This is a genomic window from Dialister sp., assembly GCF_047832375.1.
Lineage (GTDB): Bacteria > Bacillota > Negativicutes > Veillonellales > Dialisteraceae > Dialister.
Map to the genome: position 1 here is coordinate 1,598,225 of NZ_CP181256.1, position 23,802 is coordinate 1,622,026.

Annotated in this window: 21 protein-coding genes; 4 read left to right on the forward strand and 17 right to left on the reverse strand. The window is 50.5% G+C overall.

Going from position 1 to position 23,802, the window contains the following annotated elements; genetic code table 11:
* Positions 1–368: 368 nt before the first annotated feature.
* The 9 genes from rseP to ACFWUL_RS06470 form a co-directional block, all read right to left on the reverse strand.
* Positions 369–1,391: an RIP metalloprotease RseP gene (gene rseP, locus ACFWUL_RS06430; RefSeq protein ID WP_416176752.1), complete on the reverse strand. Its 1,023-nt coding sequence runs from the start codon at positions 1,389–1,391 to the stop codon at positions 369–371.
* Positions 1,388–2,548, reverse strand: a complete 1,161-nt coding sequence (locus tag ACFWUL_RS06435; RefSeq protein ID WP_416176753.1) for a 1-deoxy-D-xylulose-5-phosphate reductoisomerase — start codon at positions 2,546–2,548, stop codon at positions 1,388–1,390. Before ACFWUL_RS06435 ends, rseP begins: the two co-directional genes overlap by 4 nt.
* 545 nt (positions 2,549–3,093) lie before the next feature.
* Positions 3,094–3,903, reverse strand: coding sequence for a phosphatidate cytidylyltransferase (locus tag ACFWUL_RS06440; RefSeq protein WP_416176754.1), 810 nt, complete (start codon positions 3,901–3,903; stop codon positions 3,094–3,096).
* Between the two features lie 9 nt (positions 3,904–3,912).
* A complete protein-coding gene (locus tag ACFWUL_RS06445) occupies positions 3,913–4,638 on the reverse strand; it encodes an isoprenyl transferase (RefSeq protein WP_297020904.1) in 726 nt (241 codons plus the stop codon).
* A gap of 1,105 nt (positions 4,639–5,743) precedes the next feature.
* Positions 5,744–6,301, reverse strand: a complete 558-nt coding sequence (frr, locus tag ACFWUL_RS06450) for a ribosome recycling factor (RefSeq protein WP_297020906.1) — start codon at positions 6,299–6,301, stop codon at positions 5,744–5,746.
* A 2-nt stretch (positions 6,302–6,303) separates the two neighbouring features.
* A complete protein-coding gene (gene pyrH, locus ACFWUL_RS06455) occupies positions 6,304–7,032 on the reverse strand; it encodes a UMP kinase (RefSeq protein WP_297020908.1) in 729 nt (242 codons plus the stop codon).
* Between the two features lie 113 nt (positions 7,033–7,145).
* On the reverse strand, positions 7,146–8,024 hold the full coding sequence (tsf, locus tag ACFWUL_RS06460; protein ID WP_297020911.1) for a translation elongation factor Ts: 879 nt from the start codon (positions 8,022–8,024) through the stop codon (positions 7,146–7,148).
* A gap of 95 nt (positions 8,025–8,119) precedes the next feature.
* Positions 8,120–8,893: a 30S ribosomal protein S2 gene (gene rpsB, locus ACFWUL_RS06465; protein WP_416176755.1), complete on the reverse strand. Its 774-nt coding sequence runs from the start codon at positions 8,891–8,893 to the stop codon at positions 8,120–8,122.
* 218 nt (positions 8,894–9,111) lie between these two features.
* A complete protein-coding gene (locus tag ACFWUL_RS06470; protein ID WP_416176756.1) occupies positions 9,112–10,605 on the reverse strand; it encodes an ISLre2 family transposase in 1,494 nt (497 codons plus the stop codon).
* Between the two features lie 217 nt (positions 10,606–10,822).
* On the opposite strand from ACFWUL_RS06470, the gene ACFWUL_RS06475 reads away from it, so the two are divergent.
* Positions 10,823–11,122 carry a hypothetical protein gene (locus ACFWUL_RS06475; RefSeq protein ID WP_416176757.1) on the forward strand — a complete coding sequence of 100 codons (300 nt, stop codon included), beginning with the start codon at positions 10,823–10,825 and terminating at the stop codon, positions 11,120–11,122.
* A 19-nt stretch (positions 11,123–11,141) separates the two neighbouring features.
* Here the strand turns inward: ACFWUL_RS06475 and ACFWUL_RS06480 are convergent, their stop codons facing one another.
* The gene (locus tag ACFWUL_RS06480) at positions 11,142–12,362 is read right to left on the reverse strand and encodes an ISAzo13 family transposase (RefSeq protein WP_416176758.1); all 1,221 of its coding nucleotides are present in this window, start codon (positions 12,360–12,362) and stop codon (positions 11,142–11,144) included.
* 68 nt (positions 12,363–12,430) lie between these two features.
* Here ACFWUL_RS06480 and ACFWUL_RS06485 point away from each other — a divergent pair, with 68 nt between their 5' ends.
* Entirely contained in the window at positions 12,431–12,757 is a 327-nt protein-coding gene (locus tag ACFWUL_RS06485; protein WP_416176759.1) for an HTH domain-containing protein, read from the forward strand.
* 593 nt (positions 12,758–13,350) lie between these two features.
* Here the strand turns inward: ACFWUL_RS06485 and ACFWUL_RS06490 are convergent.
* The 4 genes from ACFWUL_RS06490 to ACFWUL_RS06505 form a co-directional block, all read right to left on the reverse strand.
* Positions 13,351–14,460 (reverse strand): acyltransferase, encoded by a 1,110-nt coding sequence (locus ACFWUL_RS06490; RefSeq protein ID WP_416176760.1) that lies wholly within the window; start codon positions 14,458–14,460, stop codon positions 13,351–13,353.
* 252 nt (positions 14,461–14,712) lie between these two features.
* Positions 14,713–16,284 carry a ribonuclease Y gene (rny, locus tag ACFWUL_RS06495; RefSeq protein WP_416178119.1) on the reverse strand — a complete coding sequence of 524 codons (1,572 nt, stop codon included), beginning with the start codon at positions 16,282–16,284 and terminating at the stop codon, positions 14,713–14,715.
* 1,262 nt (positions 16,285–17,546) lie between these two features.
* Positions 17,547–17,849: a hypothetical protein gene (locus tag ACFWUL_RS06500; RefSeq protein WP_416176761.1), complete on the reverse strand. Its 303-nt coding sequence runs from the start codon at positions 17,847–17,849 to the stop codon at positions 17,547–17,549.
* On the reverse strand, positions 17,849–18,547 hold the full coding sequence (locus ACFWUL_RS06505; RefSeq protein ID WP_416176762.1) for an MBL fold metallo-hydrolase: 699 nt from the start codon (positions 18,545–18,547) through the stop codon (positions 17,849–17,851). The genes ACFWUL_RS06500 and ACFWUL_RS06505 overlap by 1 nt, the downstream gene beginning before the upstream one ends.
* Positions 18,548–19,097: 550 nt before the next feature.
* Between ACFWUL_RS06505 and ACFWUL_RS06510 the strand changes: the two genes are divergently transcribed.
* Both ACFWUL_RS06510 and ACFWUL_RS06515 read left to right on the forward strand, forming a co-directional pair.
* Positions 19,098–19,352 (forward strand): GNAT family N-acetyltransferase, encoded by a 255-nt coding sequence (locus ACFWUL_RS06510; protein WP_297021904.1) that lies wholly within the window; start codon positions 19,098–19,100, stop codon positions 19,350–19,352.
* Between the two features lie 68 nt (positions 19,353–19,420).
* Positions 19,421–20,044: an HD-GYP domain-containing protein gene (locus tag ACFWUL_RS06515; RefSeq protein WP_416176763.1), complete on the forward strand. Its 624-nt coding sequence runs from the start codon at positions 19,421–19,423 to the stop codon at positions 20,042–20,044.
* A 77-nt stretch (positions 20,045–20,121) separates the two neighbouring features.
* Here ACFWUL_RS06515 and ACFWUL_RS06520 read toward each other — a convergent pair whose 3' ends face one another.
* The 3 genes from ACFWUL_RS06520 to ACFWUL_RS06530 all read right to left on the reverse strand — a co-directional run bounded on the left by ACFWUL_RS06520 (position 20,122) and on the right by ACFWUL_RS06530 (position 23,772).
* Positions 20,122–20,289 carry a hypothetical protein gene (locus tag ACFWUL_RS06520; RefSeq protein ID WP_297041640.1) on the reverse strand — a complete coding sequence of 56 codons (168 nt, stop codon included), beginning with the start codon at positions 20,287–20,289 and terminating at the stop codon, positions 20,122–20,124.
* 885 nt (positions 20,290–21,174) lie between these two features.
* Positions 21,175–22,545 (reverse strand): glycosyl hydrolase family 18 protein, encoded by a 1,371-nt coding sequence (locus ACFWUL_RS06525; protein ID WP_416176764.1) that lies wholly within the window; start codon positions 22,543–22,545, stop codon positions 21,175–21,177.
* Between the two features lie 33 nt (positions 22,546–22,578).
* Positions 22,579–23,772, reverse strand: coding sequence for a hypothetical protein (locus tag ACFWUL_RS06530; protein WP_416176765.1), 1,194 nt, complete (start codon positions 23,770–23,772; stop codon positions 22,579–22,581).
* Between the last annotated feature and the right edge of the window lie 30 nt (positions 23,773–23,802).

Here is a 23,802-nt window from a genome sequence, read left to right on the forward strand (position 1 = left end):
GACGGATCCCACAATGATTTACTGATTTAACACCGTCAGAGATAACTATCTGATAGATCTCTCGACTCATCGAAGCTGTAGCGATTATTAACTGAAAAGACATTACTATGCTTACCACCGCTCGAGATGACGTTATATGGTTAGTGTCAACAAATTAGATGCGGTAAGCGATTGGAAGTAAGCCGCCGGAGGCGGCGTTATATAAGGTCTCCCTTCCTATTAAGCGAAGCGCCCCCCACCCGGTTGGCGAGCGCAGCGATGGGAAAGCCACAACCCTTACGAACCATTCACAGGCCTGGGCTCACTGCGCCGCAGTTACCGCCTCTTCCAGGCAGAGCCATAATCGCAGACCAGTACCCCCCCCTTTTTCACTTCATCAATCCACTGATATCATTGCACATGGCAAAGATGAAAAGTCCCAGAAGGATGCTGATGCCTACGGCCTGGATGTAGTACAGCGCTTTTTCCGGCAGTTCCTTTCCCCGGATACCTTCGATGATGGTCATCACCAGCACACCTCCATCAAGGAGGGGAATGGGGAGAAGATTCAGGAATCCCAGATTCAGGCTGAGGAGGGCAATGAAAAGAAACAGGGGAAGAATACCCGTATCCGCCACCTGGGCGCTCATGCGGGCTACGCCGATGGGGCCTGCCACATCGGCTTCATGGCCGGAAATCATCTGGTACAGTCCCACCACCATCATCTTTAAAAGGTAACCGCAACGGTCAAGGCTCAGGGAAATGGCCTTGAAGAAACCGGCTTTGTGGGTTTCCAGTTTCGGTGAAATCCCGATAATCGGCCGTCCTTCTTCATTGTTCTGGAGAAGAATGGTCAGCGTCTTTTCTTCCCCATTGTGCTCAATGGTGACCGGAATAATCCGCTTATCCAAAGAGCTGGTGGTTTTCCCGATATCCGTCCAGGTACCCACGGCTTTTCCATCCACCGAAAGGATCCGATCCCCAGGGGAGATGCCCTCTTTGTCTGCGGACGTTCCTTTCAGCACAGCCCCTACCACCGGCTCATCGGGAAAGGTCTGGTAACCGGAAATCATAAAGGCTCCCCAGAAAATGACAATTGCCAGCAGTACATTAAAAATGGAACCCGCAGAAATCACAAGGAGCCTGGCCCACACAGGACGATGGGAAAAGGCCCGGGGATCATCGGATTCGGAAGCATCCATCCCCAGAATCCGGTTAAAGCCGCCCAGAGGAATAGCCCGGAGGGAATACTCGGTTTCTCCCTTCCGGACAGACCCCAGCTTGGGACCGAAGCCTACGGAGAATTCTTCCACCTTCATGCCCGTAAGCTTGGCCGTAAGAAAATGGCCCCCTTCGTGAATGAGGACAATCACCGCAAACACGAAGATAGGTGCCAGTATACTCAATATCATACAGAAAACCTCCGAATAGCATCCTTCGCCATTTCCCTGGCATTCCAGTCTCCTTCCACCACATCTTCATAGCATGTAATGGGAGAAACCTGCCATTTATCAAGCACATCCTCTACTACATCAAAAATGGAAAGGAAAGACAGTCGGCCGGCAATGAACGCGCGAATGGCTTCTTCATTGGACGCATTGAAAGCAGCGGTCTCATCGCCTCCTGCTTTCCCAGCCTCATAGGCCATCTTCAGGGAACGGAATACATGAAGGTCCGGCTTTTCGATAAGAATAGATGCAATCCGGCTCCAGTCCACAAATTCATGGGACGGCGATGGAAGCCTTTCGGGATAGGTCAGCGCAAACTGGATGGGAAGGCGCATGTCCGGATTTCCGAGCTGGGCAATAATGGAGCCATCATTGTATTCCACCATGGAATGGATGAGGCTCTGGGGCTGCACAATGACTTCGATATCATCGTAATCGACATCAAAGAGCCAGTGGGCTTCAATCACTTCCAGTCCCTTATTGAACATGGTGGCAGAATCAAGGGTCACTTTCATGCCCATATTCCAGGTGGGATGCTTCATGGCATCGGCCACGGTGACCTTGGCCAGCTCTTCCCGGGATTTTCCCCGGAACGGACCACCGGATGCGGTGAGCAGGATCTTGTGGATTCCCTTCCTGTCCTGCCCCAGCATGGACTGGAAAATGGCACTGTGCTCGCTGTCTACCGGGCGGATGAGAATGTGATTCTTTTTTGCCGCTTCCAGTACCAGGGCACCACCGGCTACCAGAGTTTCCTTATTGGCCAGGGCCAGCTCTTTTCCTGCTTCTATGGCTTTTAAGGTAGGAAGGAGCCCTGCCGTGCCTACCACGGACACAAGGACCAGGTCCACATCATCCCGAACGGCAGCTTCGCAGAGGCCATCCTTTCCGATAATGACTTCCGCCGGTCCATGGTAAATCTCCCGGAATTTCTGCCCCGACTCTTCGTCACTGATGACAATAGCCTTCGGATGAAATTCCTCCGCCTGAGCCAGAAGTTTATCTACACTGCGGCTTGCCGCAATCACCTGGGCATGGAACAGGTCCGGATGGCACCGGATGACATCCAGTGTCTGGGTACCGATGGATCCTGTACTTCCCAGGACTGCTATTTCTTTCATAGAATCTCCTTTGCTATAAGACTGGGATTGTCCCCCAAGCAGATGAATGGGGCTTGTAAAAAGTGGCTGAGGGGTAACGCCTGACGGCGAAGTGGCTCAGGTGGCTAAGGGGATGGAGCGACGCATAAGATCAGGAAGCGCCGCGAATTTTGTATTTCGGCTGGCCGCTATCGCTTACAGCTTACCGTGGGGCAGCCGCTTCGCAGCGCCTCACCCGGTTGGCGAGCGATGCAATACTAACCCACAACCCTTACGAACCTTCCGCACGCTTGGGATAACGGTTTCACAGATTCCGCCTCTTCGAGGCGGATCCATCCTGCGCCTTTGGCGCGGCCCTTCTCCAAGGGCCTGCATGTTTTTGGGGGTATCTCCCATTGTGACAATTCCCTATACGATGACACTGTCACTCTGTAAGCAGTAAGCTGATAGCTGTAAACAGAATAAATACGCGGCGCTATATAATCTGTGCGCCGCACCACCCCCTCGGGCGAAGCCCGTCACCCTTCAGCCACCTTGCCCGCAGGGCATTACCCCTCAGCCACCTTTCAATTCAATATCGCCAATACCGCCGCTAAAGATGGTGCCACGAAGAGGAGGCTGTCGAAGCGGTCCATCATGCCACCGTGTCCGGGCAGGATATTTCCGGAATCTTTGATGTCACAGGCCCGTTTTATATAGGATTCAAAGAGGTCCCCCACCGGTGCCATGACAGCAGCAATAAGAGAAAGAAGAAATCCGTGGGTAAGGTTGTACTTGAATGCAAAAGACAGGATCATGCCCAGCACCACACAGCCCATGGCCCCGCCGATGAGACCTTCCACCGTCTTATTGGGGCTGATGTGGGGCGCCATCTTGTGCTTTCCCAGACTTCTCCCGGCCAGGTAGGCAAAGGAATCGCTGGCCCAGGTAGTGACAAGGGCAAGAAGAATGAGGAAAATACCGGGGTCCACGTTTACTGCAGCCGGCGGCAGAAGTTCATGGCTTCCCCGGAGAAGGGCCAGGGTGCCAAAGCCTATGCCGAAGTAAGCCGTGCCGAAGGATGTATAGATGAGGTTGGTCATCTCTTCCTTCTTAATGGCAAGAATCAGGAAAAGAAGGAGGCAGAAGCAGAGGAAAAAGGCCGCGATAAAAATCTTCACCGAATAGAAGCCCGCCGCCAGTATGGGTATGACCAGGGCCAGTGCTGCCGGTTTCTTGTAGACATGAATGGAAATATGGTCAAGCATCCGTACATATTCCCAAAGGGCAATGAGGGAAACGATAGCCACCGCTCCCGTCAGGAACCATCCACCCAGCCATACAAGGGCCAGGACGGCGATAATTCCCACTACCGCAGTAATTACACGAACTTTCATAATTCCTCCTTAGTGGTCCTTCTCCGTGAGACCGCCAAACCGACGGTCCCGGCCGGTGAACCAGTCCACCGCTTTTCTGAGCTCCTCCACCGTAAAGTCCGGCCACAATACTGGTGTAAAGTAGAGTTCACTATAGGAAATCTGCCAGATAAGGAAATTGGAGATTCTGGATTCTCCGCCGGTACGAATGAGAAGATCCACATCTTCCGCATCGGAGGGATACAGATGGGATGTAATGGTCTCTTCCGTAATAGCAGAAGGATCCAGCTTCCCTTCCTTCACTTCATTGGCGATTTCCCGCATGCCGTGAACAAGTTCCATGCGGCCGCCATAATTGATGGCCACATTCAGCACCATACCATCGTTAGCGGCTGTATCCTTTTCGCAGGCGGCGATTTCCTTACGAAGACCTTCGGAAAGGACAGACACATCCCCTACGATATGGACCTGTACATTATCTGCTACCAGCTCACGAAGCTGGCTGATGAGGTAATTTTTAAAAAGCTTCATGAGAAAACGGACTTCCAGGGACGGGCGCTTCCAATTTTCCGTGGAAAAGGCATAGAGCGTGAGCACTTTGATGCCCATATGGCCCGCAGCCCGGACAATGGTTTTCACATTGGCCGCCCCTTCCTGGTGGCCAAAAGTTCTTTCCCTCCCCCGCTGCCGGGCCCACCGGCCATTGCCATCGAGAATGATGGCTACATGCTGGGGAAAGGATTTTTTATCTGACATAGGTGACTCCTTAAGCGGCTGAGCCGCTGGAATTAGGAATTAGGAATTAGGAATTAGGAATTAGGAATTAGGAATTAGGAATTAGGAATGGTGGTGCGGCGCACAAATTATATAGCGCCGCGGATTATTTGAAAGCCGCTTCGCGGCCACCCACCCACCTGAAGGGAAGCGTGTCACTGGATTCTCAGTCACCTTCGGCTCCCTACGAAATCAGTTCGCTTACTTTTCCCTCTAAAGAGGGAGGGTTGGATGTCTGTTGTAACCTCCCCCATCTATGGGGGAAGCTGCTGACGAATACCATTTCGGCCGTATAACTATACAAATACATGCATTTGGAAATGCACCCCCTCAGTCGCCTTCGGCGCCAGCTCCCCCAGAGGGGGAGCCAAGTTACTTGCTGCCCCCTTTGGGGGAAGTCCCGCGAAGCGGGCAAGGGGGTGTATTGGGTGGCAGAGCCACCTGTTCAGCTTTTACGGCGAAGCTAAGATGATTAGCAAAACATAATTATTCATAATTTTGCCATTCGTCAGCAGCTTCCTATGGGGGAGGTTTAGGGTGATCGTACGGAGGATTCACGGCACTCTCAACGCTTTCTTTGTAACACCGCCAGAGTCATTCACCAGAAAGATCTCTCGACTCATCGAAGCTTCAGCGATTCTTAGCTGCAAAGACATTACCATGCTGACCACCGCTCGAGATGACGATATACGGATGGCGTCAACAGATAGGATACGGTAAGCGATTGGAAATAGGCCGCCGGAGGCGGCGTTACATACTGTCCCTTTCCTTGTAAGCGAAGCGCCCCACCCGGTTGGCGAGCGCAGCGATGCCAACCCACCACCCGCTTTCACGAGCGCAGCGACGTGAAAGCCACAACCCTTACAAACCATTCACACGCCTGGAACAACGGCTACGCAGTTACCGCCTCGCCGAAGGCGTTCCCTTTAAGCCATCTCGCCCGCAGGGCGTTACCCTTCAGCCACTTCTCACCAGCCTTGACACCAAGCCAAGTGCCCTCACCTTTTCGGTTACGAGTGAAAACGCGCCAATCGGAATCATGGAACCAATCGGCGCGTTTTTGCGAGAGCCTTCCGGCCTCCAGTCATTATACAGACATGATTTCCTTAATCTTCTTGTCTGTTACTGCTTCCACTTCTTTAATTTTCTTATCCGTCAGCTTCTGGATCTTATCTTCCGTATCCTTGATAACATCCTTGGATACGTCGCTATTCTTTTCTTCCTTTTTCAGGAATATATTTCCGTCCCTGCGGATATTGCGGACTGCCACTTTGGCTTCTTCCGACTTTTTGTTTACGATCTTTACCAGTTCCTTGCGCCGTTCTTCCGTAAGCTGGGGAATGGCCATGCGGATCAGGTTGCCATCGTTCATAGGTACCAGACCCAGATCAGACTGGAGAATCGCTTTTTCAATATCCTTCAGCAGCGATTTATCCCAGGGCTGGACGACGAGCATTCTTGCTTCCGGTACAGTCACCGAAGCCACCTGGGTCACAGGGGTACGGGTTCCGTAATATTCTACAAATACCCGGTCCAAGAGGCTTGCATTGGCCTGCCCCGTACGGATGGAGGTAAATTCATTTCTCAGGGCATTAATGGACTTATCCATTTTTTCAGACAGGGTCTTCAGTTCGTCTTCGTACATGATTATTTCCTTTCAATTAAAGTGCCCAGGGTCTCTCCCCTGCAGGCTTTTACAATATTGCCGGGAACGTCGATATTGAAAACGACAATGGGAATGTTATTGTTCATGCAGAGGGTGATGGCCGTATTGTCCATGACAGCCAGCTGTTTCTGCAGCACATCATTATAAGTGAGATGGGTAAACATCTTGGCTTCCGGATGGTATTTGGGGTCCGCATCGTAGACGCCATCGGTCTGTTTCTTGGCCATCAGCATCACATCAGCTTCAATTTCCGCGCTCCGGAGAGCTGCGGTGGTATCAGTAGTGAAATAAGGATTCCCTGTGCCGGCGCCAAAAATAACGACCCGACCCTTTTCCAGATGACGGATAGCGCGGCGGCGGATATAGGGTTCTGCAATCTGCCGCATTTCGATTGCTGTCTGTACGCGGGTAGAAACGCCCAGTTTTTCCAGGGCATCCTGAAGAGCTACCGAATTGATGACCGTAGCCAGCATACCCATGTAGTCTGCCGAAGCGCGGTCCATGCCGCCCTGACTGCCCTTCAGGCCCCGCCAGATATTGCCGCCGCCAACGACTACGGCGATTTCCACGCCGGACTCACAGGCTTCCTTGATTTCCCGGGCAAGACGGTAAACCACTTCAGGATCAATACCGAATCCCTTATCATTGGCCAGCGCTTCACCGGATAATTTTAACATGACTCTTTTATAGTGTTTCGTTTCAGCTGCCATTGTACACCCCCAAAAAAGAAAAATGACCTCATCATAATCCACATCTATTATATAGTAATTTTCGCCCATTTACAAAATAAGAGAACACTAAATAGTGTCCTCTTATATGTAAATTACTGATTCAGCTGTTTAGCAACTTCTGCAGCCAGGTCATCCTGTTTCTTTTCAATGCCTTCACCGAGCTGGTAACGGGTGAACCGGAGAACTTCCGCATTCTTGGACTTCAGCAGTTTGGAAATGGTGAGATCTCCATCCTTAATGAATTCCTGGTCTACAAGGCAGACTTCCTTGTAGAACTTGTTGATACGGCCGATAACCATCTTTTCGATGATCTTTTCCGGCTTGCCTTCGTTTCTTGCTTCCACAGCAAGAACTTCTTTTTCATGGTCGATTTCAGCCTGCGGAACCTGGGTACGGTCCAGGTAAGAAGGATTAGCAGCAGCTACCTGCATGGCAATATCCTTGCCCAGCTGGTCATCGCCGCCCTTCATTTCTACGAGAACGCCGATCTTGCCGCCGCCATGGATGTAGCTGTAAACCTTTCCTTCTGCGCTTTCGTAGCGAACAAAGCGGCGAACGGAAATGTTTTCACCGATCTTGGCAACTGCTTCCGTAACGGTGTCTTTTACAGACTTGCCGTTCATATCGGAAGCAAGGAGAGCTTCCACATCAGCCGGATTGGTTGCAAGAATCTGGTTTGCAATGGAAGAAGCCAGTGCTTTGAAATCGTCGTTGCTGCCTACGAAGTCGGTTTCGCAATTTACTTCTACGAGAGCGCCGGTCTTGCCGTCAGCGGAAATGGCAGAAACTACAGCACCTTCAGCAGCTACGCGGCTTGCTTTCTTGGCAGCCTGGGACAGTCCCTTTTCACGGAGAATATCCACAGCCTTTTCCATATCGCCGTCAGCTTCAACGAGTGCCTTTTTGCAGTCCATCATGCCGGCGCCGGTTTTGGTACGCAGATCTTTTACCATACTAGCTGTAATTTTCATCTTATGACCTCCATCATAAAACAAGGTGTTTGTCAAAAAATACAGGAGTCCCCCACGGGAACTCCCGTGGGAAATCCTTTATGTATGATTATGTATTATTCCTTTGCTTCTTCCTGTGCTTCTTCAGCCGGAGCTTCTTCGCCTTCAGCAGCAGCTTCTTCAGCGGCAGCAGCTTCAGCTTCCTGCTGGCCCTGGCGGCCTTCGAGGACAGCGTCAGCCATCTTGCTGGTGAGCAGTCTTACGGCGCGGATAGCGTCATCGTTGGCAGGAATCGGGAAATCGATCACATCAGGATCGCAGTTGGTATCAACGGTAGCAACAACGGGGATGTGGAGCTTGTGAGCTTCGGAAACAGCGATTTCTTCTTTCTTGGAATCAATGATGAACAGTGCGCCAGGCAGCTTCTTCATGTCTTTAATACCGCCAAGGTTCTTTTCCAGTTTTTCCAGTTCCCGCTTCATGAGGATAACTTCTTTCTTCGGATACTGGTCGGTGGTGCCTTCTTCAAACATCTTTTCCAGTTCCTTCAGACGGTTGATACGGGTCTGGATGGTGCGGAAGTTGGTGAGCATGCCGCCGAGCCAACGTTCGTTAACGTAGAACTGGTTGCAGCGGGTAGCTTCTTCCTTCACGGAATTCTGGGCCTGTTTCTTGGTTCCTACGAAGAGAATGGGTTCGCCCTTTTCTGCTACTTCACGGATGAAAGCGTAAGCTTCATCAACTTTCTTTACAGTCTTCTGCAGGTCGATGATATAAATGCCGTTCCGTTCGGTGAAAATGAACCGAGCCATTTTCGGGTTCCAGCGACGGGTCTGGTGACCGAAATGAACGCCTGCTTCTAACAACTGTTTCATGGATACTACTGACATAATAAAACCTCCTGTTAATAACCTCTGCCTGTTTCGTCTCCTGCATACACCCCCTGGGGGCACAGATACAGAATCCGCAGACATGTGTACTCAAGCTTTTTTATTGTATCAAAAAGAAATCCCCCATGCAAGGGGGAAGATGGGGAAAGTATGTGTCAAGGTTTTCTCGGTACTTTATTTGACAGTCGACGTTATCAGGTTTCCCAGCCTCTGCTTTCTCAATAAATCTGTATCGCTTTAGCAAGCTGGCCCATCGGAGTTGAAGTCGCTCCATATACGCCTATACGGCCTTCCAGGCACCCGGGACGGTAATTCCGTGCGTTCCTGTGCCATTTAGCGTCCCTGGCGGCTTTGCGGTTCGTTTTTACGGCTGCTACGACCGCCTTATGCATCTGCCGGTCCATCTTCTTGTAGGCTTTGCCTGCAGCACAGTAAATCAGGGCTTTTTCCAAAGTGTCATTCTGGGTAGCAGTAATCAGCGTGCCTATTGAATCCATACCTATCCTGCACCAGCTGCGCCCCTGCTTTTTCAGACGGTAGCTATAGCGTCGGTGGTTGCTTTCAGCTGCCCCCAGGTGGATATCGGTTCGGATTCCGCGCTCCCGGATGCCCGGGATATAGTCGGCGTTGCGACTCAGATAGTCTGCCAGTCTCCGTACCTGCTCGGCCTGTTCTTCTGTTTCTGCGTAGCTGGCAGCCGCATCCAGATATGGCTTCATATCTGTGATGACATTTCTGCTCTTATTCAGTTCAAGCACGAATTTATCGATGAATCCACGTGGGCAGAAGCTGAGGCGGGTCCGCACTTTCTCATTCACATGGTATCTGTCCCGGAAATGGTAATGTGTCTTGCATCCCTCGACTATATCGTCGAAGTCACCGAAATTATATCCTGCTCCGCCATCCCCGTTGGAAAGTACTGTAATCTCGCTCAGATTGTACCGGCCATGCACCCACACCTTGACGAGTTCAACCAGCCTTTTCCTATCCGTTCCAGAGAAGCAGTGGTACCCTGTCAGTCTCGAACGTTTCCCATTCTTCTCGACGCCCTCATAGACCTGGATTCGGTGAAGTTCTATGTTCTGGCCGCCTTTGGTATCGGTGACGGGGTCCGCCTGCTGCTTCATTACAATCCCATCGCCCTCAATAGCCAGCAGCCCGTCCTCCGGTACTCTCTTCTCGGCCTGCTCCATGGCTGCATCTGCTGCTTCGTATTTTCTAACCATTTGGGCGGCAGCGCGGCTGAGATTTGAAACTGTCTGATGTGAAATATCCGTCTGGGTCAGAGTTTTCACGATATGGCTCACATTACGGAACTGGGTAACCTGGGCAGCCTGGGCAATGCGCAGAATCACTCCCATGCTATAGTGACGGGAAGGCAGAAATCCAAATTTCTTATCTAATGGGTAAAATCCCTGCTTTCCGGCCATCTCCAGCCGCCTCCGCTTGTAGGTGACAGGACCAAACAGGCAGTATATGGTTCTGGAATCCCGCCGGGAAATCCGCCACCCCTGAGGCTTGTAGACCCTATCGTACAGCTCGCCATCGATCATTTCGAAGGCCGTCGCCACAAGAAGGCCAAAGAGTTCCGTGAAGAGGTGCCAGAGAACCTGCTCCATGGCCAGTGAATCCTTGGAATCCTTGATACTCTTGAGAATTTCCTCCTGAATAAAAGGTTTGAAAAGTTCGATATTCTCTGATAAAATGCTCATTGGGAAGAGTCCTTTCTTTTGATTTTGTCGCAAGGAAATTATAACATTTCCATCAAAGGGGACTCTTCCCTTTTCTATCCAGCAGGGGAGAAATCCTCTACCGAGAAACATTTTACACTAAGATGGGGAAATTTGCCAAATCGAATGGGGAGCAATTTCGAAATCGAATGGGGAAGTGGGAAGTGAGAAAGGAGTGAGGAGTGAGGAGTGAGGAGTGTTGGTTAAACTGGATCCCGAGGAGTGGACACGTCCGAAAGTGAGGCCCCCATATTTTGGACACGTCCTCACAGTTTTCCTCCCCACTCCAGGCGCCTTTAGGCGTGACGCAGGTCTGGATGGCGCGCCAACCATGGTCCGGCCTGTTAGACACAACCTCGGTGCCTATGGTATGCTCAATCTACATCATTTCAAGGAGGATGCACATGAGCAAACAACTATTTACCGACAAACAGATAGCCAATTTAATCCTGAACCCCAACGTTTTCAGCGTTACAAGGTCAACATTGATGCTGACTAAGGATCTGTGCATTATTAAGCTATTCATATGATGGCCTGATGACATAATTCCAATCAGGATGAAATTCATTTCTTAGCAGATTAATGCCAGCAAATTCCTTGTCAGAAACTTTAGTGCCTTTAGGGTAGACTGCGGTATCCGCTTTACACCGAACCACAAGCCCATTATCGGTAGTTGTTGAAGCGATCAGATTAACGATAATTTCAAGCGTTTCCAAAGGACGGCCTCGCCAGTTCTTTGTAATTTGGCTGAATAGTCGATGCTCTATTTTATTCCATTTGGATGTTCCGGGCGGGAAGTGGCAGACTTCGATTTCAAGGCCACTTTCATCAGCAAATTTTTGCAGCTCAAATTTCCAAAGCCGGCTATGGCTTCCATTGCTTCCACCACCATCTGCCGTAATTAACAGACGGGTTGCTTCAGGATATCGTGGTTTACCCATCTCATCCCACCAGGAGCGGATCGAATTCACTGCGAACTGCGCAGTATCTGAGCCTACTCCCACATTCACAAACCCTTCATTGGCTGCAATATCGTAAACGCCGTAAGGAGCAGCTTTTCCCTTGTCAGGAAGAGGAAAGTCATGGTCAAGAACGTTTACCGGATTTCCTTTTTTGGCATATTCGGCTCCGCTATTTTTGAAATTTCCAATGTTTTCCTTTTTCTTACAGTCTATGGAAATAACAGGAAACCCGTTTTCCATGTATTCTTCAGCAGTTTCGTTGATGTGCCGGAACTGTGCGTCCCTGTCTGGGTGCTGACTTCCAACCTGGTTCATTTTTTGATTGATTTGGAGGCTGTAACCCATATCTTTCAAGAGGTATCCGATTTTACGATATTTAATCTTATAACCACGGGCATTCATTTCCGCTTCGAGGTTACGCAGGCTCTTTGTCGTCCAACGCAAAGGTCCTTGGGGATCTCCAAAAGTGGAATTTTCCATAAGGCTTTCAAGTGCTTCTATAATTCCCGGCTGAGTAACCTCTATGGGCTTACGACCGCCGCCTTCCCTTCGGATACGAGGGGAAGGTGCATCTTGAGATAAATAGGGATGTTCAGAATTCAGATCTTTTATGCCATTCGTTATGGTTACCCGGGATACGCCAGTGGCTTTGCTGATAGCAGTAATTCCACCGTGGCCGAGTGCTTCGGCTTCAGAGGCCAGATATACTCGTTTCTGCGCCTCGTTAAGCAGTGGAAGCATCTTATTGATTTTATCTACAGGGACTTCTTTAACCATGCTGATTTCCTCCTTGGCATCAGCATAGCATTTTTTACACTTTTAATCAATTAAAATGTAAATATTGTTTGTGCACAATTCCTAAGAGTTTCAAAGAAAAATTCTATGCCGAGTACCAAAAGGGCGCATTGCCAAGGGACATTCTGAAGCACCATGGCTTTTCAGCCGACGTCATTGGGCAGAGAAGGATTTGGAGTATTACTCAGCACATCAAGGATGAGTACGCCAAATACGGCGAATTCCACGAGGGGCGCAAGCCGCCGGGCCCCTCCAAAGGCCCGGCGGCTGTCAGCGGGCAAGATCCTCTAAGCCGTCTCGAAAGCAGGGTGGAATACCTGCAGCAACAGGTGGAGTTTTTAAAAAAAATTACATCTGTAGGGATTTCGAGAAAATAGGTGCAGTGCTCATGAATGACTCCTCCAGTATATTTGAAATCATCTACGAAACTACGCAGGCGTCGGGGAATCGGCTCAACATCAAAGATCTCTGCAATATAGCCGGTGTCTCCCGCAGCGGATACTATGCATGGCTGAACGCCGCACCACTCCGTGCAGCCCGTGAAGAAAAAGACCGTCGGGACTTTGACCTCATTCTGCGTGCATACAACATGGATGGATATCCCAAGGGGGCCCGGGAAATCCATATGACCCTGCTGCATATGACCCCGCCGATCATTATGAACCGGAAGAAAGTTTTACGGCTGATGAACAAGTACAATCTCATATGCCCTCTCAGAAAGCTGAACCCACGAAGAAAGATTCTGCGGGATTTGCAGACAGGAAATGTGGTTGCAAACCTGTTGAAGAGACGGTTTGAGGAATTTGGCCCCAGAACGGTTCTACTGACGGACATTACCTACCTGCCATACAATGGAATTGACGCTTCCAAATTTTGCGCGCCGCACCACCCCCTCAGCCACCTGAGCCACTTCGCCGAAGGCGTTCCCCTTCAGCCACTTTTCACCAGTCCCAGCCGCTGCCCTCCCCCATCATATGAGCCGATTAAAGTATGGTATCTTCTTCAGGAGCCAGGTGATGATGATACCGAGACAATAGGCGATACAGATCCAGATGACCGCATCGATGAAAGGAATGCGATAGAGGTACTTCAGAAGGACATGGGTATAAATGATATGGGTCAGGTTTCTGGTGATTTCTTCAAAGAGCATGACACCGAAGGACATGCTGCCCAGGAAGATGAGAACTTTTCTTGCACTTTCCGATACCCGGTGATGGGCAAACCACCAGCGGCAGGTACAGAAAATGAAGGAGGTGTTCAGAAAGAGGAAGCAGTCGTAAAACCGTTCCGATATGGCTTCAGTCATACCGCCGGCCACCACGCCATGGTACCAGGTCATGCCGCCGGCAATGGCTGTACCAAGGATGGCAAGGCACCCCAGTTTCACAAGGTTCTTCTTCGTAAGCCAGCTCATAGGAAGCACATTCTCGATCCAGTAGCCCATGAGGAAATAGAATGTCGGTTCACTCACTGCCAAAAGGGGGTTCAGGAAATAATTCATTTCCGCTGTCCCCTTGAAAATAAGGAAGGAAATGACCGGGATGCAGCCCACGAAGAAAAGATTGAGACCGATCAGATAAAGGTACAGGTTCTCCCCCATCACCTTCACCAGCTTTCGCCAGATGGGAAGCATAAGGAGGAAAGATATATATATGTATAAGAAATAATAGGCTGTAGCCAGGTCCGAGGTATAGAGCATGGTGAAGAACTTGGCGATATGGCCGGGAATGGTGAGAGGCAGGTTATGGTAGAACCACACGTAGTTAATGAGAGAAAATATAAAGATCACCTGAAGGAACCGCCAGATCCGCTTCTTCCATATTTGGGAAAGGGGCTCTTCCCTGCCCAGGAGCAGGGCTCCGGAAATCATGAAGAAAATCGGTACCGCCGTTTTCACCCAGAACGGCACTGCCAGATATAAAGGATAAAACAGGGATGCCGGACGAGCGATATACAAAGAGAAACCTGCAGTGGATGTATGGGTAAACATGACCAGCCAGATACAGAGGGCCCGAAGGAACTCGATATGCAGTTTCTTCGTCTTCGGCCGCTTCTCTCCCACTTTTTCCGTGGATTCCATGATAAAACCTTCTTTCAGAAAATATACAGGTTTATCATACCACAGGAAGGAGGAGAGAAAAAGGGGGCCAAGGCCGGGGCTGTGCCCCTCGGACAAGGCTCTACCTGCGGCATAGCTGCGGCCTCTGGCCGGGGCTAAGGCTTCGCCTGGGCTTGAGGAAGGGGATATGGGATGCTCGACAAACCTTCCATACAAAAAGCTGTGAATCAGCGGTTTCCCACTTCTTCACAGCTTTTGGTTCAACCATATTTATTAGGCAAAGTCCGTAGCCCTTGTTTCGCGGATGACCACCACTTTGACCTGTCCCGGATACTGGAGTTCTTTCTCGATTCTCTGGGAAATATCGTGGGCCAGGATAGTCGTCTGATCTTCGGAAATCTTTTCCGGTTTTACAATGACCCGAAGTTCACGACCCGCCTGGATAGCATAGCAGTTATCCACACCGGGGAAGGATTTCGCAATGTCTTCCAGCTTCGTAAGCCGTTTGATATAGTTCTCCAAGGTCTCCCTGCGGGCACCGGGGCGGGCAGCAGAAATGGCATCGGCTGCAGCTACGAGGACCGATTCCACGCAAGTCGGTTCCGTATCGCCGTGATGGGATGCGATGGCATTCACCACTTCCGGCGGTTCATGGTATTTCTGGGCCAGTTCTACACCCAGTTCCACATGGGTCCCTTCCTGTTCCCGATCCACCGCCTTGCCGATATCATGGAGGAGACCGGCCCGTTTGGCCAGATCCACATTGGCGCCGATTTCAGCAGCCATATTGCCGGCAAAGTAAGAGGTATCAATGCAGTGCTGCAGTACATTCTGTCCGTAGCTGGTCCGGTATTTCAGACGGCCCAGAATTTTGACAAGATCCGGATGGATACCGCGGATACCGCATTCCATGACAGCCTGTTCTCCGGCTTCCCGGATGGCCTTATCCACGTCCTTCTTTGTCTTTGCCACCACTTCTTCAATGCGTGCCGGATGGATACGGCCATCTTTGACGAGGCTTTCCAGTGCCAGCCGCGCCACTTCACGGCGGATAGGATCAAAGCAAGACAGGATAACCGCTTCCGGCGTATCATCGATAATCAGGTCTACACCGGTCAGGGTTTCCAGTGCTCTGATGTTCCGGCCTTCCCGGCCGATAATGCGGCCTTTCATTTCTTCATTTGGCAAAGATACCACGGAAACTGTAGTTTCGGAAACTGTATCTGCCGCATTTCTCTGAATGGCGGAAGCAATGATTTCCCTGGCCTTGGTATCCGCCGTATTTTTGGCTTCTTCCAAGGCACTCCGAATGCGGACTGCCTTTTCATGGGTCAGTTCTTCATCCACCCGGGATAAAATCATATCTTTGGCCTGTTCGCTGGAAAGTTGGGAGATTTCTTCCAGTTTCTTCTGCTGTTTCTCGTAGAGACCGTCCAATTTCTCTTTCTGTGCTTTTACCTGGCCTTCCTTTTTGTCCAGCTGGGATTCCCGCTGTTCCAGGTTTCCGCTTCTCCAGTCCAGGTTATTTTCTTTCTGCACCAGCCGTTCTTCATACTTCTGCAGTTCATCACGGCGCTGTTTGTTTTCCTGTTCCACCACATCCCGAAGTTTGTGGATTTCTTCCCAGGTCTGTACCATGGATTCCTTTTTCAGGGTTTCCGCTTCCCTGGATGCATTGTCCAGCAGTTTCTTGGCATCTTCAGCAATCTGCTTTGCCTTTTCTTCTGCTGATCCGATCCGGGCTTCTGCAATCCGTTTACGAAGCATGTAACCGATTCCGGCACCTACGGCAGCCGCTATAATGCATCCCACGATGACATAGAGTAAAACTTCATCCAGTGTCAAATCATTCACCTCTCTCTTTCTTTTTTGTTATTATGCAGGATTATACTATAAAAAAAGCACCCCCATGAGGAGATGCGAAGGCCGAAGCAGATGGATTTCCTTTGATTGAAAACTCTTCTGTTCAATACAATGAAAGCCTCCCGGGTATACAAAAAGCCCGGGATACAGCTATACCGTCGTTACGATTTATTCCGCTTTTCCACGGTTCCCTGGCGCAGCCGGCATGGGATGCACCTTAAGATAGGCATTGGTAAAAAACGAAATCCGAATATGCGAAGGAATCAGCTTCCTTTATTATATAAATCAGAATCAATCCATGAAAGGAATGTTCACTTGGTCCAGCATCTGATTCCATTCTAAAATCTTTACATTTTATTGTCAAGAGAATGTATGGAATTGGGACTGGGGCCAGGGTTATGGGTATGGAGTGGCTTCGCAGCTGCCACTCCATCCGTGTATATGGGGCTAAAGGTGGTGGGTGAACATCGCTTCACTCGTTCACCGGTGCGCAGCGAACTGCAGTCACAGCAGCGAACGCAAGTTGCACCAGCGAACATGATTTGAAGGAGCGTTAGCGACGCACAAATCATCGTGAGTCGGTGACAGCCGTAGCGGAGGAGCGAAGCGACGCTCAAATTGTTGTGAGTCGCTGATAGCCGTGCTGTAGGGAGCCGCCAGGCGATCGAGAATGCAATGAGTCGCTTTCCCCGTGGGGTTGTGGCTTTGCCGGGGCAAAGCGGGGGCCGTTGGTACATAAGTCGACGGAGGCGGCGTTATATGAGGTCTCTCTTTCCTTTTAAGCGCAGCGCCCCCACCAGCTTCAACAAGCGAAGCGGCGTTGAAGCTACAACCCGGTGAACAAGCGTAGCGATGTTCACCCACAACCCTTATGAACCATTCACAGGCCTGGGCTCATTGCTTCGCAGTTAACGCCTCTTCGAGGCGGATCCATCCTGCGCTTTGCCGCGGACCGTTTGTCCGAAAAGGAAGGTGCTTTTATGGACAGGCTAAGCGCCTTTTATTTTCAGGCCAAACCTGGAAATCCTCTACAGGACTTTCATCTCCAATGGCCTGCATACTTTGGGAATATCTCACAATTATCTTACGATGATGCTGATGCCCTGTCAGCTGTAAGCGGATAGCTGTAAGCAAATGAATAGATAACCCGCGGCGCTATATAATTTGTGCGCCGCGCCTCCCCCTCAGGCGAAGCCCGTTCCCCCTGAGCCACCTTGCCACAGGAATTAACCCTCAGCCACTTTTCATTTTCCCCTTCCCCCGCCGAAGAAGGACCAGACCAGTAGGGCGATGAACGCAGCCCAGGACATATGGTAGGAAAGGATATCCAGGGCCGTAAGGATATTGATTACCGTCAGTCCTCCAAGGAAAAGGATATTCGGCCGGTCTTCTACCCGTCCGTCATGTCGGATCAGGTAGGCGCCGATACCAAAAATCAGGAGATTCACAATAAATACAGCAGGAAAATAAATAAGAAGGGGCATCATCTGCAGCACGAATCCCCCCACCAGAAGAAGGAGGGTAATATAGATCCAGGTCATGGACATCAGGTATTTCCTCCATAGCTGTCTCCCTCTTCCTGAGGAATCCAGATATTCTGGTCCGGATAGAGCCAGCGGAATTCATAGGACGGGCTCCAGCGCTGTCCAAAGGCATGCATGGGCACCAGAAGGTCCACCGTGAAATGGGACAGGTACTGCTTTACCCCCCATTCCCGGGCCACCTGCTGCCGGGCATCTACAGGAATAAAGGCGATGTCCACCTTCTTTTCCCGGATTTTGGACAATTCTGAAAAGAACTCATCCCGGGCCTCCCGGTTATCCCGGTCATCCTCCCCGGCCCAGTGCCACCAGTTCAGATCGCCGGCATGGAAAATAGTGAGGCCCTCTGCCTCCACCATAAACGATCCACCGGCATCGGTGGATCCATACATGTGGACCTTGAGATTTCCTTCGGCCACCGTATCTCCCACATCCATCTCATGGAGGAGAGATGGATTCCGGAGAAGAAGGCGGCAGTCCCGATGGAGAAAGTATCCCTTCGCTCTTCCCTCAAAGCCGGCAATGGCAGGATTGAAGTGATCCCCGTGCACGTGGCTGACTAAAAAATAAAAGGGCTTATCCGAGGATTTCATGAGTTTCTCCACCGTCCCCGCCGGATCCAGATAGTAGTCAAATACAAGAAACATGGATTCCATTTCCACCAGAAATCCGCTGTGATGAAGAAAATAAAGCATCGGTTTCATACTGCTCTCCCCTGTCCTCTTTCGAACTGATATTTGTGAAATATAATTTTATGATGGTCTTATAAATTTTACCTTTACTGTGTCTTTCCCAAAGACACTGTATAATGATTATAGCATATGAGGTAGAAAGGTGGCTGAGGGGTAATGCCTGCGGCAAGGTGGATTAAGGGGAATGGCCTGCGGCCAGGGGGAAAGTGCGGCGCAGACAATTAGAAAGCGCCGCCAATTATATTTTCTGTCAGTGGTTTCGCCACTGATTCGGTCTGAAACCTGACCATATGACGCCTGAGATTTCCATCCTGCAGCCGCGAGAATTCTATCAACCGTAAGCAGATAGCTTCAGTATCAAAAACTCGTGCCGCTCTATAATTATTGTTGCGGCACACCTTCCCTTCGGGCGTAGCCTGTTACCCTTGAGACACTTCGCCATCACGCGTTACCCTTCGGCTGCTTTCTTCATCCCCAAACTGATTATCCCCAAATATATATTCCTTTGACCTTTCCGGAAAGAATAGGTAAAATAGCATTGTATATTTTAACGAGGTACATCATGATTACACATAACACAAAGACCCATCGATTTGAAATTGAATATCCTGAAGGAACCGCCTACCTGGAATATGAAGACAAAGACGGTGTTGTTACCGTGCTCCACACCATCGTTCCCGACGCCCTTTCGGGACAGGGAATCGCCGCGAAACTGGCCAAAGCCTTTTATGACTGGGTTTCGGAAAACCACTATCCCATGAAATCGGACTGCTCCTATATGACGGCCTGGCTGAAGCGGAATAAAATCAAAATCTGAAGGCTCCTTTGACATAACCCAAGCAGCCTCGGAGGCTGCTTTTTTATTCGTGCTCGGATAGGAGTAATATGTACAGTTCATCACTCTTTCAAAGTCCTGGCACATTCCAGGATACACAAAATACACTCGATATGATTACCAGCCATTTTACGGAATTACTGCGTTTGAAATCAAAAGAACTCTATGAACACTCGGTGCGGGTCTCCAACTACGCCGGTGCCACTGCCGTCTACATGCGGCTGCCGGCCAATGAAATCACCCTCATCCGGTATGCCGGCCTTCTTCACGACATCGGCCTTCTTTCGATTCCAAACCAGATTCTTTCCAAGGTCCCCTACCTTTCCCGGCGGGAACTTTCCCTCTACAAGAAACACCCGGAACTGGGTGCCAACATGCTGGAATCCATACCGGGCTGCCAGGACCTGCTTCCCTATATCCGCTGCCACCATGAGCGCTGGGATGGCACCGGCTATCCGAAGCACCTGAAGAATGTAAACATTCCCCTGGGAGCACGAATCATATCGGTAGTCACCTACTACGATGACACCATCTACTCCGCTCCTGACTTCAAGACAAAGACCACCGCCGAAGTTTCTAGAGACGTTATGACGGGCTCCGGCATCCTCTTCGATCCGGAAGTGGTCTCCGCTTTTTTGAAAGTCCTGTTTCATAGCAGCACCATACCGAGATAACATATCGAGTAGGAGGCGGGCTTCGGCCCGCCGACCTCTCACACCACCGTACGTACCGTTCGGTATACGGCGGTTCTTTAGTTTTCGCATTCCTGCTTATGCAAGTCTGCGATGATGTTGTTGTTTTCAGCAATCCTCACATGGATGGGCACTCCGGCATATCCTTGCTGTTCTGCAGCTGCTTTCTGCCAGTAGTCTTCTTTCTGAAGTTGTCTGCCTTTAAGCCCATGGTTGGTTACTTTCATTGACTAACATCTCCTAAAGTTCGGCCCTTCCCAGATGCCTATGAGCCATCTGGTACTATGGCCTCTGCTGACTTCTCACGGCAAATCTTATTTCAACCACAGCACAGCCCAGTAAATACAGCCTTATTCTGCTGTGTCCGTGAGACCTCCCCAGGTAAGAACGCACTCTTTCTCTCCATATATCCGCCACATGTACTCTGCAGGATTCCGTACAGCTATGGGACTTCAGTTTGTCATGCAACCTTATCCATCCTGCCGTAGCCTTATGTGGTTCTTGTACATCGGACCGGAGATTTGCCTGCACCTTCCTTCAGATTCCACCTCACGATGGACACCCTTGGTGTTCGGCTATGACCTTCCCGCTGTCGGGCGGTCTAGGGACTTTCACCCTTAAGAGTGCGCCCATGCTGGGCGCACATGAAGATAAAAAAGACACCATCCGGTGTCTTTTTTAGTGGATAATGCGCATCCCCAGGCAAATGTATGGGGCTGAGGATGGTGGATGAACTTGCTTCGCTCGTTCGCCGGGTGGCAGCTTTGCCAAGGGCAAAGCGGGGGCATAAGGCTGCACTGCCGCCTCCCGTGGCTAATGACCTTACGTCCCCTTCAGTGAGCGCAGCAATGCTGAAGCCACAACCCTTAAGAACCATCCACACGCTTGGACCAGCTGCTATGCAGTTACTGCCTCTTCGCGGCGGATCTATCCTGCGTCTTTGGCGCGGACCATTTGGCCTGAAGGATGAGGGATAGAGAAATATTGGGAGTCAAGTTCTGTGATTACTACTGATACTCTGTCAGTTGTAAGTCGAAAGCCGAAAGCCAAATTAATCATCCGCGGCGCTATATAATTTCTACGCCGCCACTCCCCCCAGCCACCTCAGCCACTTAAGTCCTCCCAGCCACTTTTCCCCCTTCCATCTTCCCATAGATATCATCCGTCTCAAACCCATGACGCCAGAAGGCGAGGCCAGCCAGGTTATATTTCGAGAGGAGTTCCACCTTAGCGGCAAGGGATTTTTCTTCTTCCAGGTATACCCGATGGAGAATTCCCTGCTCCCGCCAGGTGAGGGTGTACTGCCGGGCGTCAGGCTGCCATACAGGCTTTGCATGGGTCTTTCGAAGAAGGCTGTCCTCATCTTTCATGGCCAGTGTTTTCGATGTCATATACCCCGGGTTTCCGGAATAGATGCGGGTATAGAAAGGAAGGCCCAGGATAAGCTTTTCCGGAGGTACCATGGCTGTGAGGACCGGGATATTTTTATCAAGCCAGGAGCAGGAGGAAACGGAGCCCGCATATTTGCTGGTACGGGGCGTTTCATCGTAGCCCATGATGATTTCATAATCGCAGTATTCGGAAAGGGCAGTCCGGTCATAGCAGAGACTCCAGGTGGGAGAGCCCGCGTTGTATACCGTGATATCGGCAGTGAGCTTCATACCGTTATCATGGAGCGGTATAGAAAGTTTTTTCATGAATACGGTGTAGAGGTCCTTATCCTTCGGATCCATATTTTCGAAATCCATATTGTATCCATAGAGGCCATACACTTCCCCCAGAGCCGCCATGGTGGAAATAACCCGATCCTGCCGCTTTTCGTCCCTCATGAAGGCCGCTGTCTTTTTCACTTCAAAATCATTATGGATGAGGGGCATCACAGAAAGGCCATGGTCTTTGGCTTTCTTCAGATAGGAAAAATCCCACTTGTATGTCCCCTTTTCCATGTCCCCATAGCTGCCTATGGAGGGGGAAAGGATATGGTTTCCCTCAAGACTGTCAAAGCCCCCTTTGTCGGGGTCATAAAGAAAATTCACATCCCAGAGTACCAGGGGCCGGGAAGACAGGTCCATGGCGTTGTCTTTTTTATGGTTCTTCTCCTTTTTGGCCGGTTTCTTCTTCTGTATGGTCAACTCTTTTTTCTTGTCTTTATAGGTATACGTCAATCCGGCAGCATCACCGAAGTAAGAAAGGTCTACATACTTTCCCCCGTTAATTTCGGTATAGGGAATTTCTACCCTCTCTTCAGCAGAAAGGCCCTTCGGCGTCACATAGACATAGAGACGGTCTTTTTCCCAGGACAGTTTCCAGGTGCCCCCTTTTGTCAGCACCACCGGTGCCGTATAGAAGGATCCATCCATTTCATAGGCAGAAAAATCCTTCAGTCCATCTCCCTTGAGCTTTACAGGGACAGGGGACTGTGCCAGGGACACAGAAGAAACAGCCATCAGGGCCGCCAGGGCAGCGGCAATTTTTTTCAGCAAAACAGACTCCTTTCCAAAGGACAAAACGATTGATTAACGACCACCGTGAACAGCAAAGCGGCGCATAAGGGGCACCAGGTTCTCCGTTTTGAGAAGAGCCATCATATCCCTTCCCCTTTCCAGAGCCCCAGGTTCTCCGGAGAGAAAACGGAGGAACCCGTCCATAACCCTTCTTTCCTTTTTCGGAAAACCGGGCAGCCGGATATTCTTTCCCATGACCTCTTCCATGATCCATTCCATGAGAGCCGGTCGGAAATAATATTCAGCCATGTAATTTTCAATCCAGTAATCGTGGACAGTCTTACGGAACCGGGCCGTGCGGGGCATGAAATCCATGTACAGCCGAAGGCCATCATGGATGCCGGCCCAGAAATCGCTGAATCCGTAATCAAAATCCCCATCTTTCTGGGAGTCCACATAACGGAGAGCATCGCCGGAGATGATATGGATTTTATGGTTGTGGGGAAACTGGGGCAGCAGTTTCTCCTGAAAGAGTGAAATTACATGGGGATTCAGCTCCACCACCGTCACAGAATCCACATCCTCCTTTTCCGAAGCCATGAATGCATAGTATCCCAGACCGAGACCATAGGTAATGACCCGGCCCTTTGCCTTCGCAATGGCGTCCCTCATGGATTCGATTTCGCTGAGTACCAGGCTCATCCATACTTCCCCATTTTCCAGGAGCACCGGGAATTTGACTTTCCCATCAAAAAAGCCCGCCGTCTGGGCCCTGAAAGGGTCATCCTCCGAGAATCCTTCATGGTAGGTCTGGATAAATTCGCCTGGAAAGTAATCATTCACCGTAAGCGCCAGGTGGTGGGCCGCCGTCTTCCCTTCCACCCGGATATGGCGGAAATAGGGATTATCCACAATTTCCCGGGGAGAATGACAGGTGATGCGGGAAGAAATCATGCCAAACAGGGCATCCCCCAGTTCTTCCTCTCCCATATATTGGGACAGGTCCGACCAGGGCCGGTATTCACCGGCTCTTTCAGACAGGTCATAGGCCGCTTCGTCCACCAGGTCCCCAAAGGCGGTCTCCGTCACCGAGGAAATCAGGTAGTCCTCCCCCTCTGCCGAGAGCGCTTTGAAATCCATATCCGACAGATACAGGTGGTCCGCCACCTCCCCCATCAGCATATCTTCCGCCACGGCGGAAAGGAGAAACTTCTTCCAGAGCTCCCCTGCCGTCTGCCTTGTATCCTTATTTTTGCGTATTTCCATATGTCACCGGTCCTGCTTGTAAATGTATTG

Excerpts from the sequence above, each read along its gene's own strand:
- ACFWUL_RS06445 (WP_297020904.1), bottom strand. The coding sequence starts at position 4,638 with ATGTCAGATAAAAAATCCTTTCCCCAGCATGTAGCCATCATTCTCGAT.
- rpsB (WP_416176755.1), bottom strand. The coding sequence starts at position 8,893 with ATGTCAGTAGTATCCATGAAACAGTTGTTAGAAGCAGGCGTTCATTTC.
- ACFWUL_RS06435 (WP_416176753.1), bottom strand. The coding sequence starts at position 2,548 with ATGAAAGAAATAGCAGTCCTGGGAAGTACAGGATCCATCGGTACCCAG.
- ACFWUL_RS06500 (WP_416176761.1), bottom strand. The coding sequence starts at position 17,849 with ATGTCCATGACCTGGATCTATATTACCCTCCTTCTTCTGGTGGGGGGA.
- ACFWUL_RS06490 (WP_416176760.1), bottom strand. The coding sequence starts at position 14,460 with ATGGAATCCACGGAAAAAGTGGGAGAGAAGCGGCCGAAGACGAAGAAA.
- ACFWUL_RS06480 (WP_416176758.1), bottom strand. The coding sequence starts at position 12,362 with ATGGTTAAAGAAGTCCCTGTAGATAAAATCAATAAGATGCTTCCACTG.
- ACFWUL_RS06510 (WP_297021904.1), top strand. The coding sequence starts at position 19,098 with ATGATTACACATAACACAAAGACCCATCGATTTGAAATTGAATATCCT.
- ACFWUL_RS06530 (WP_416176765.1), bottom strand. The coding sequence starts at position 23,772 with ATGGAAATACGCAAAAATAAGGATACAAGGCAGACGGCAGGGGAGCTC.
- ACFWUL_RS06520 (WP_297041640.1), bottom strand. The coding sequence starts at position 20,289 with ATGAAAGTAACCAACCATGGGCTTAAAGGCAGACAACTTCAGAAAGAA.
- ACFWUL_RS06440 (WP_416176754.1), bottom strand. The coding sequence starts at position 3,903 with ATGAAAGTTCGTGTAATTACTGCGGTAGTGGGAATTATCGCCGTCCTG.
- ACFWUL_RS06505 (WP_416176762.1), bottom strand. The coding sequence starts at position 18,547 with ATGAAACCGATGCTTTATTTTCTTCATCACAGCGGATTTCTGGTGGAA.
- frr (WP_297020906.1), bottom strand. The coding sequence starts at position 6,301 with ATGTACGAAGACGAACTGAAGACCCTGTCTGAAAAAATGGATAAGTCC.
- ACFWUL_RS06515 (WP_416176763.1), top strand. The coding sequence starts at position 19,421 with ATGTACAGTTCATCACTCTTTCAAAGTCCTGGCACATTCCAGGATACA.
- ACFWUL_RS06470 (WP_416176756.1), bottom strand. The coding sequence starts at position 10,605 with ATGAGCATTTTATCAGAGAATATCGAACTTTTCAAACCTTTTATTCAG.
- pyrH (WP_297020908.1), bottom strand. The coding sequence starts at position 7,032 with ATGGCAGCTGAAACGAAACACTATAAAAGAGTCATGTTAAAATTATCC.
- tsf (WP_297020911.1), bottom strand. The coding sequence starts at position 8,024 with ATGAAAATTACAGCTAGTATGGTAAAAGATCTGCGTACCAAAACCGGC.
- rseP (WP_416176752.1), bottom strand. The coding sequence starts at position 1,391 with ATGATATTGAGTATACTGGCACCTATCTTCGTGTTTGCGGTGATTGTC.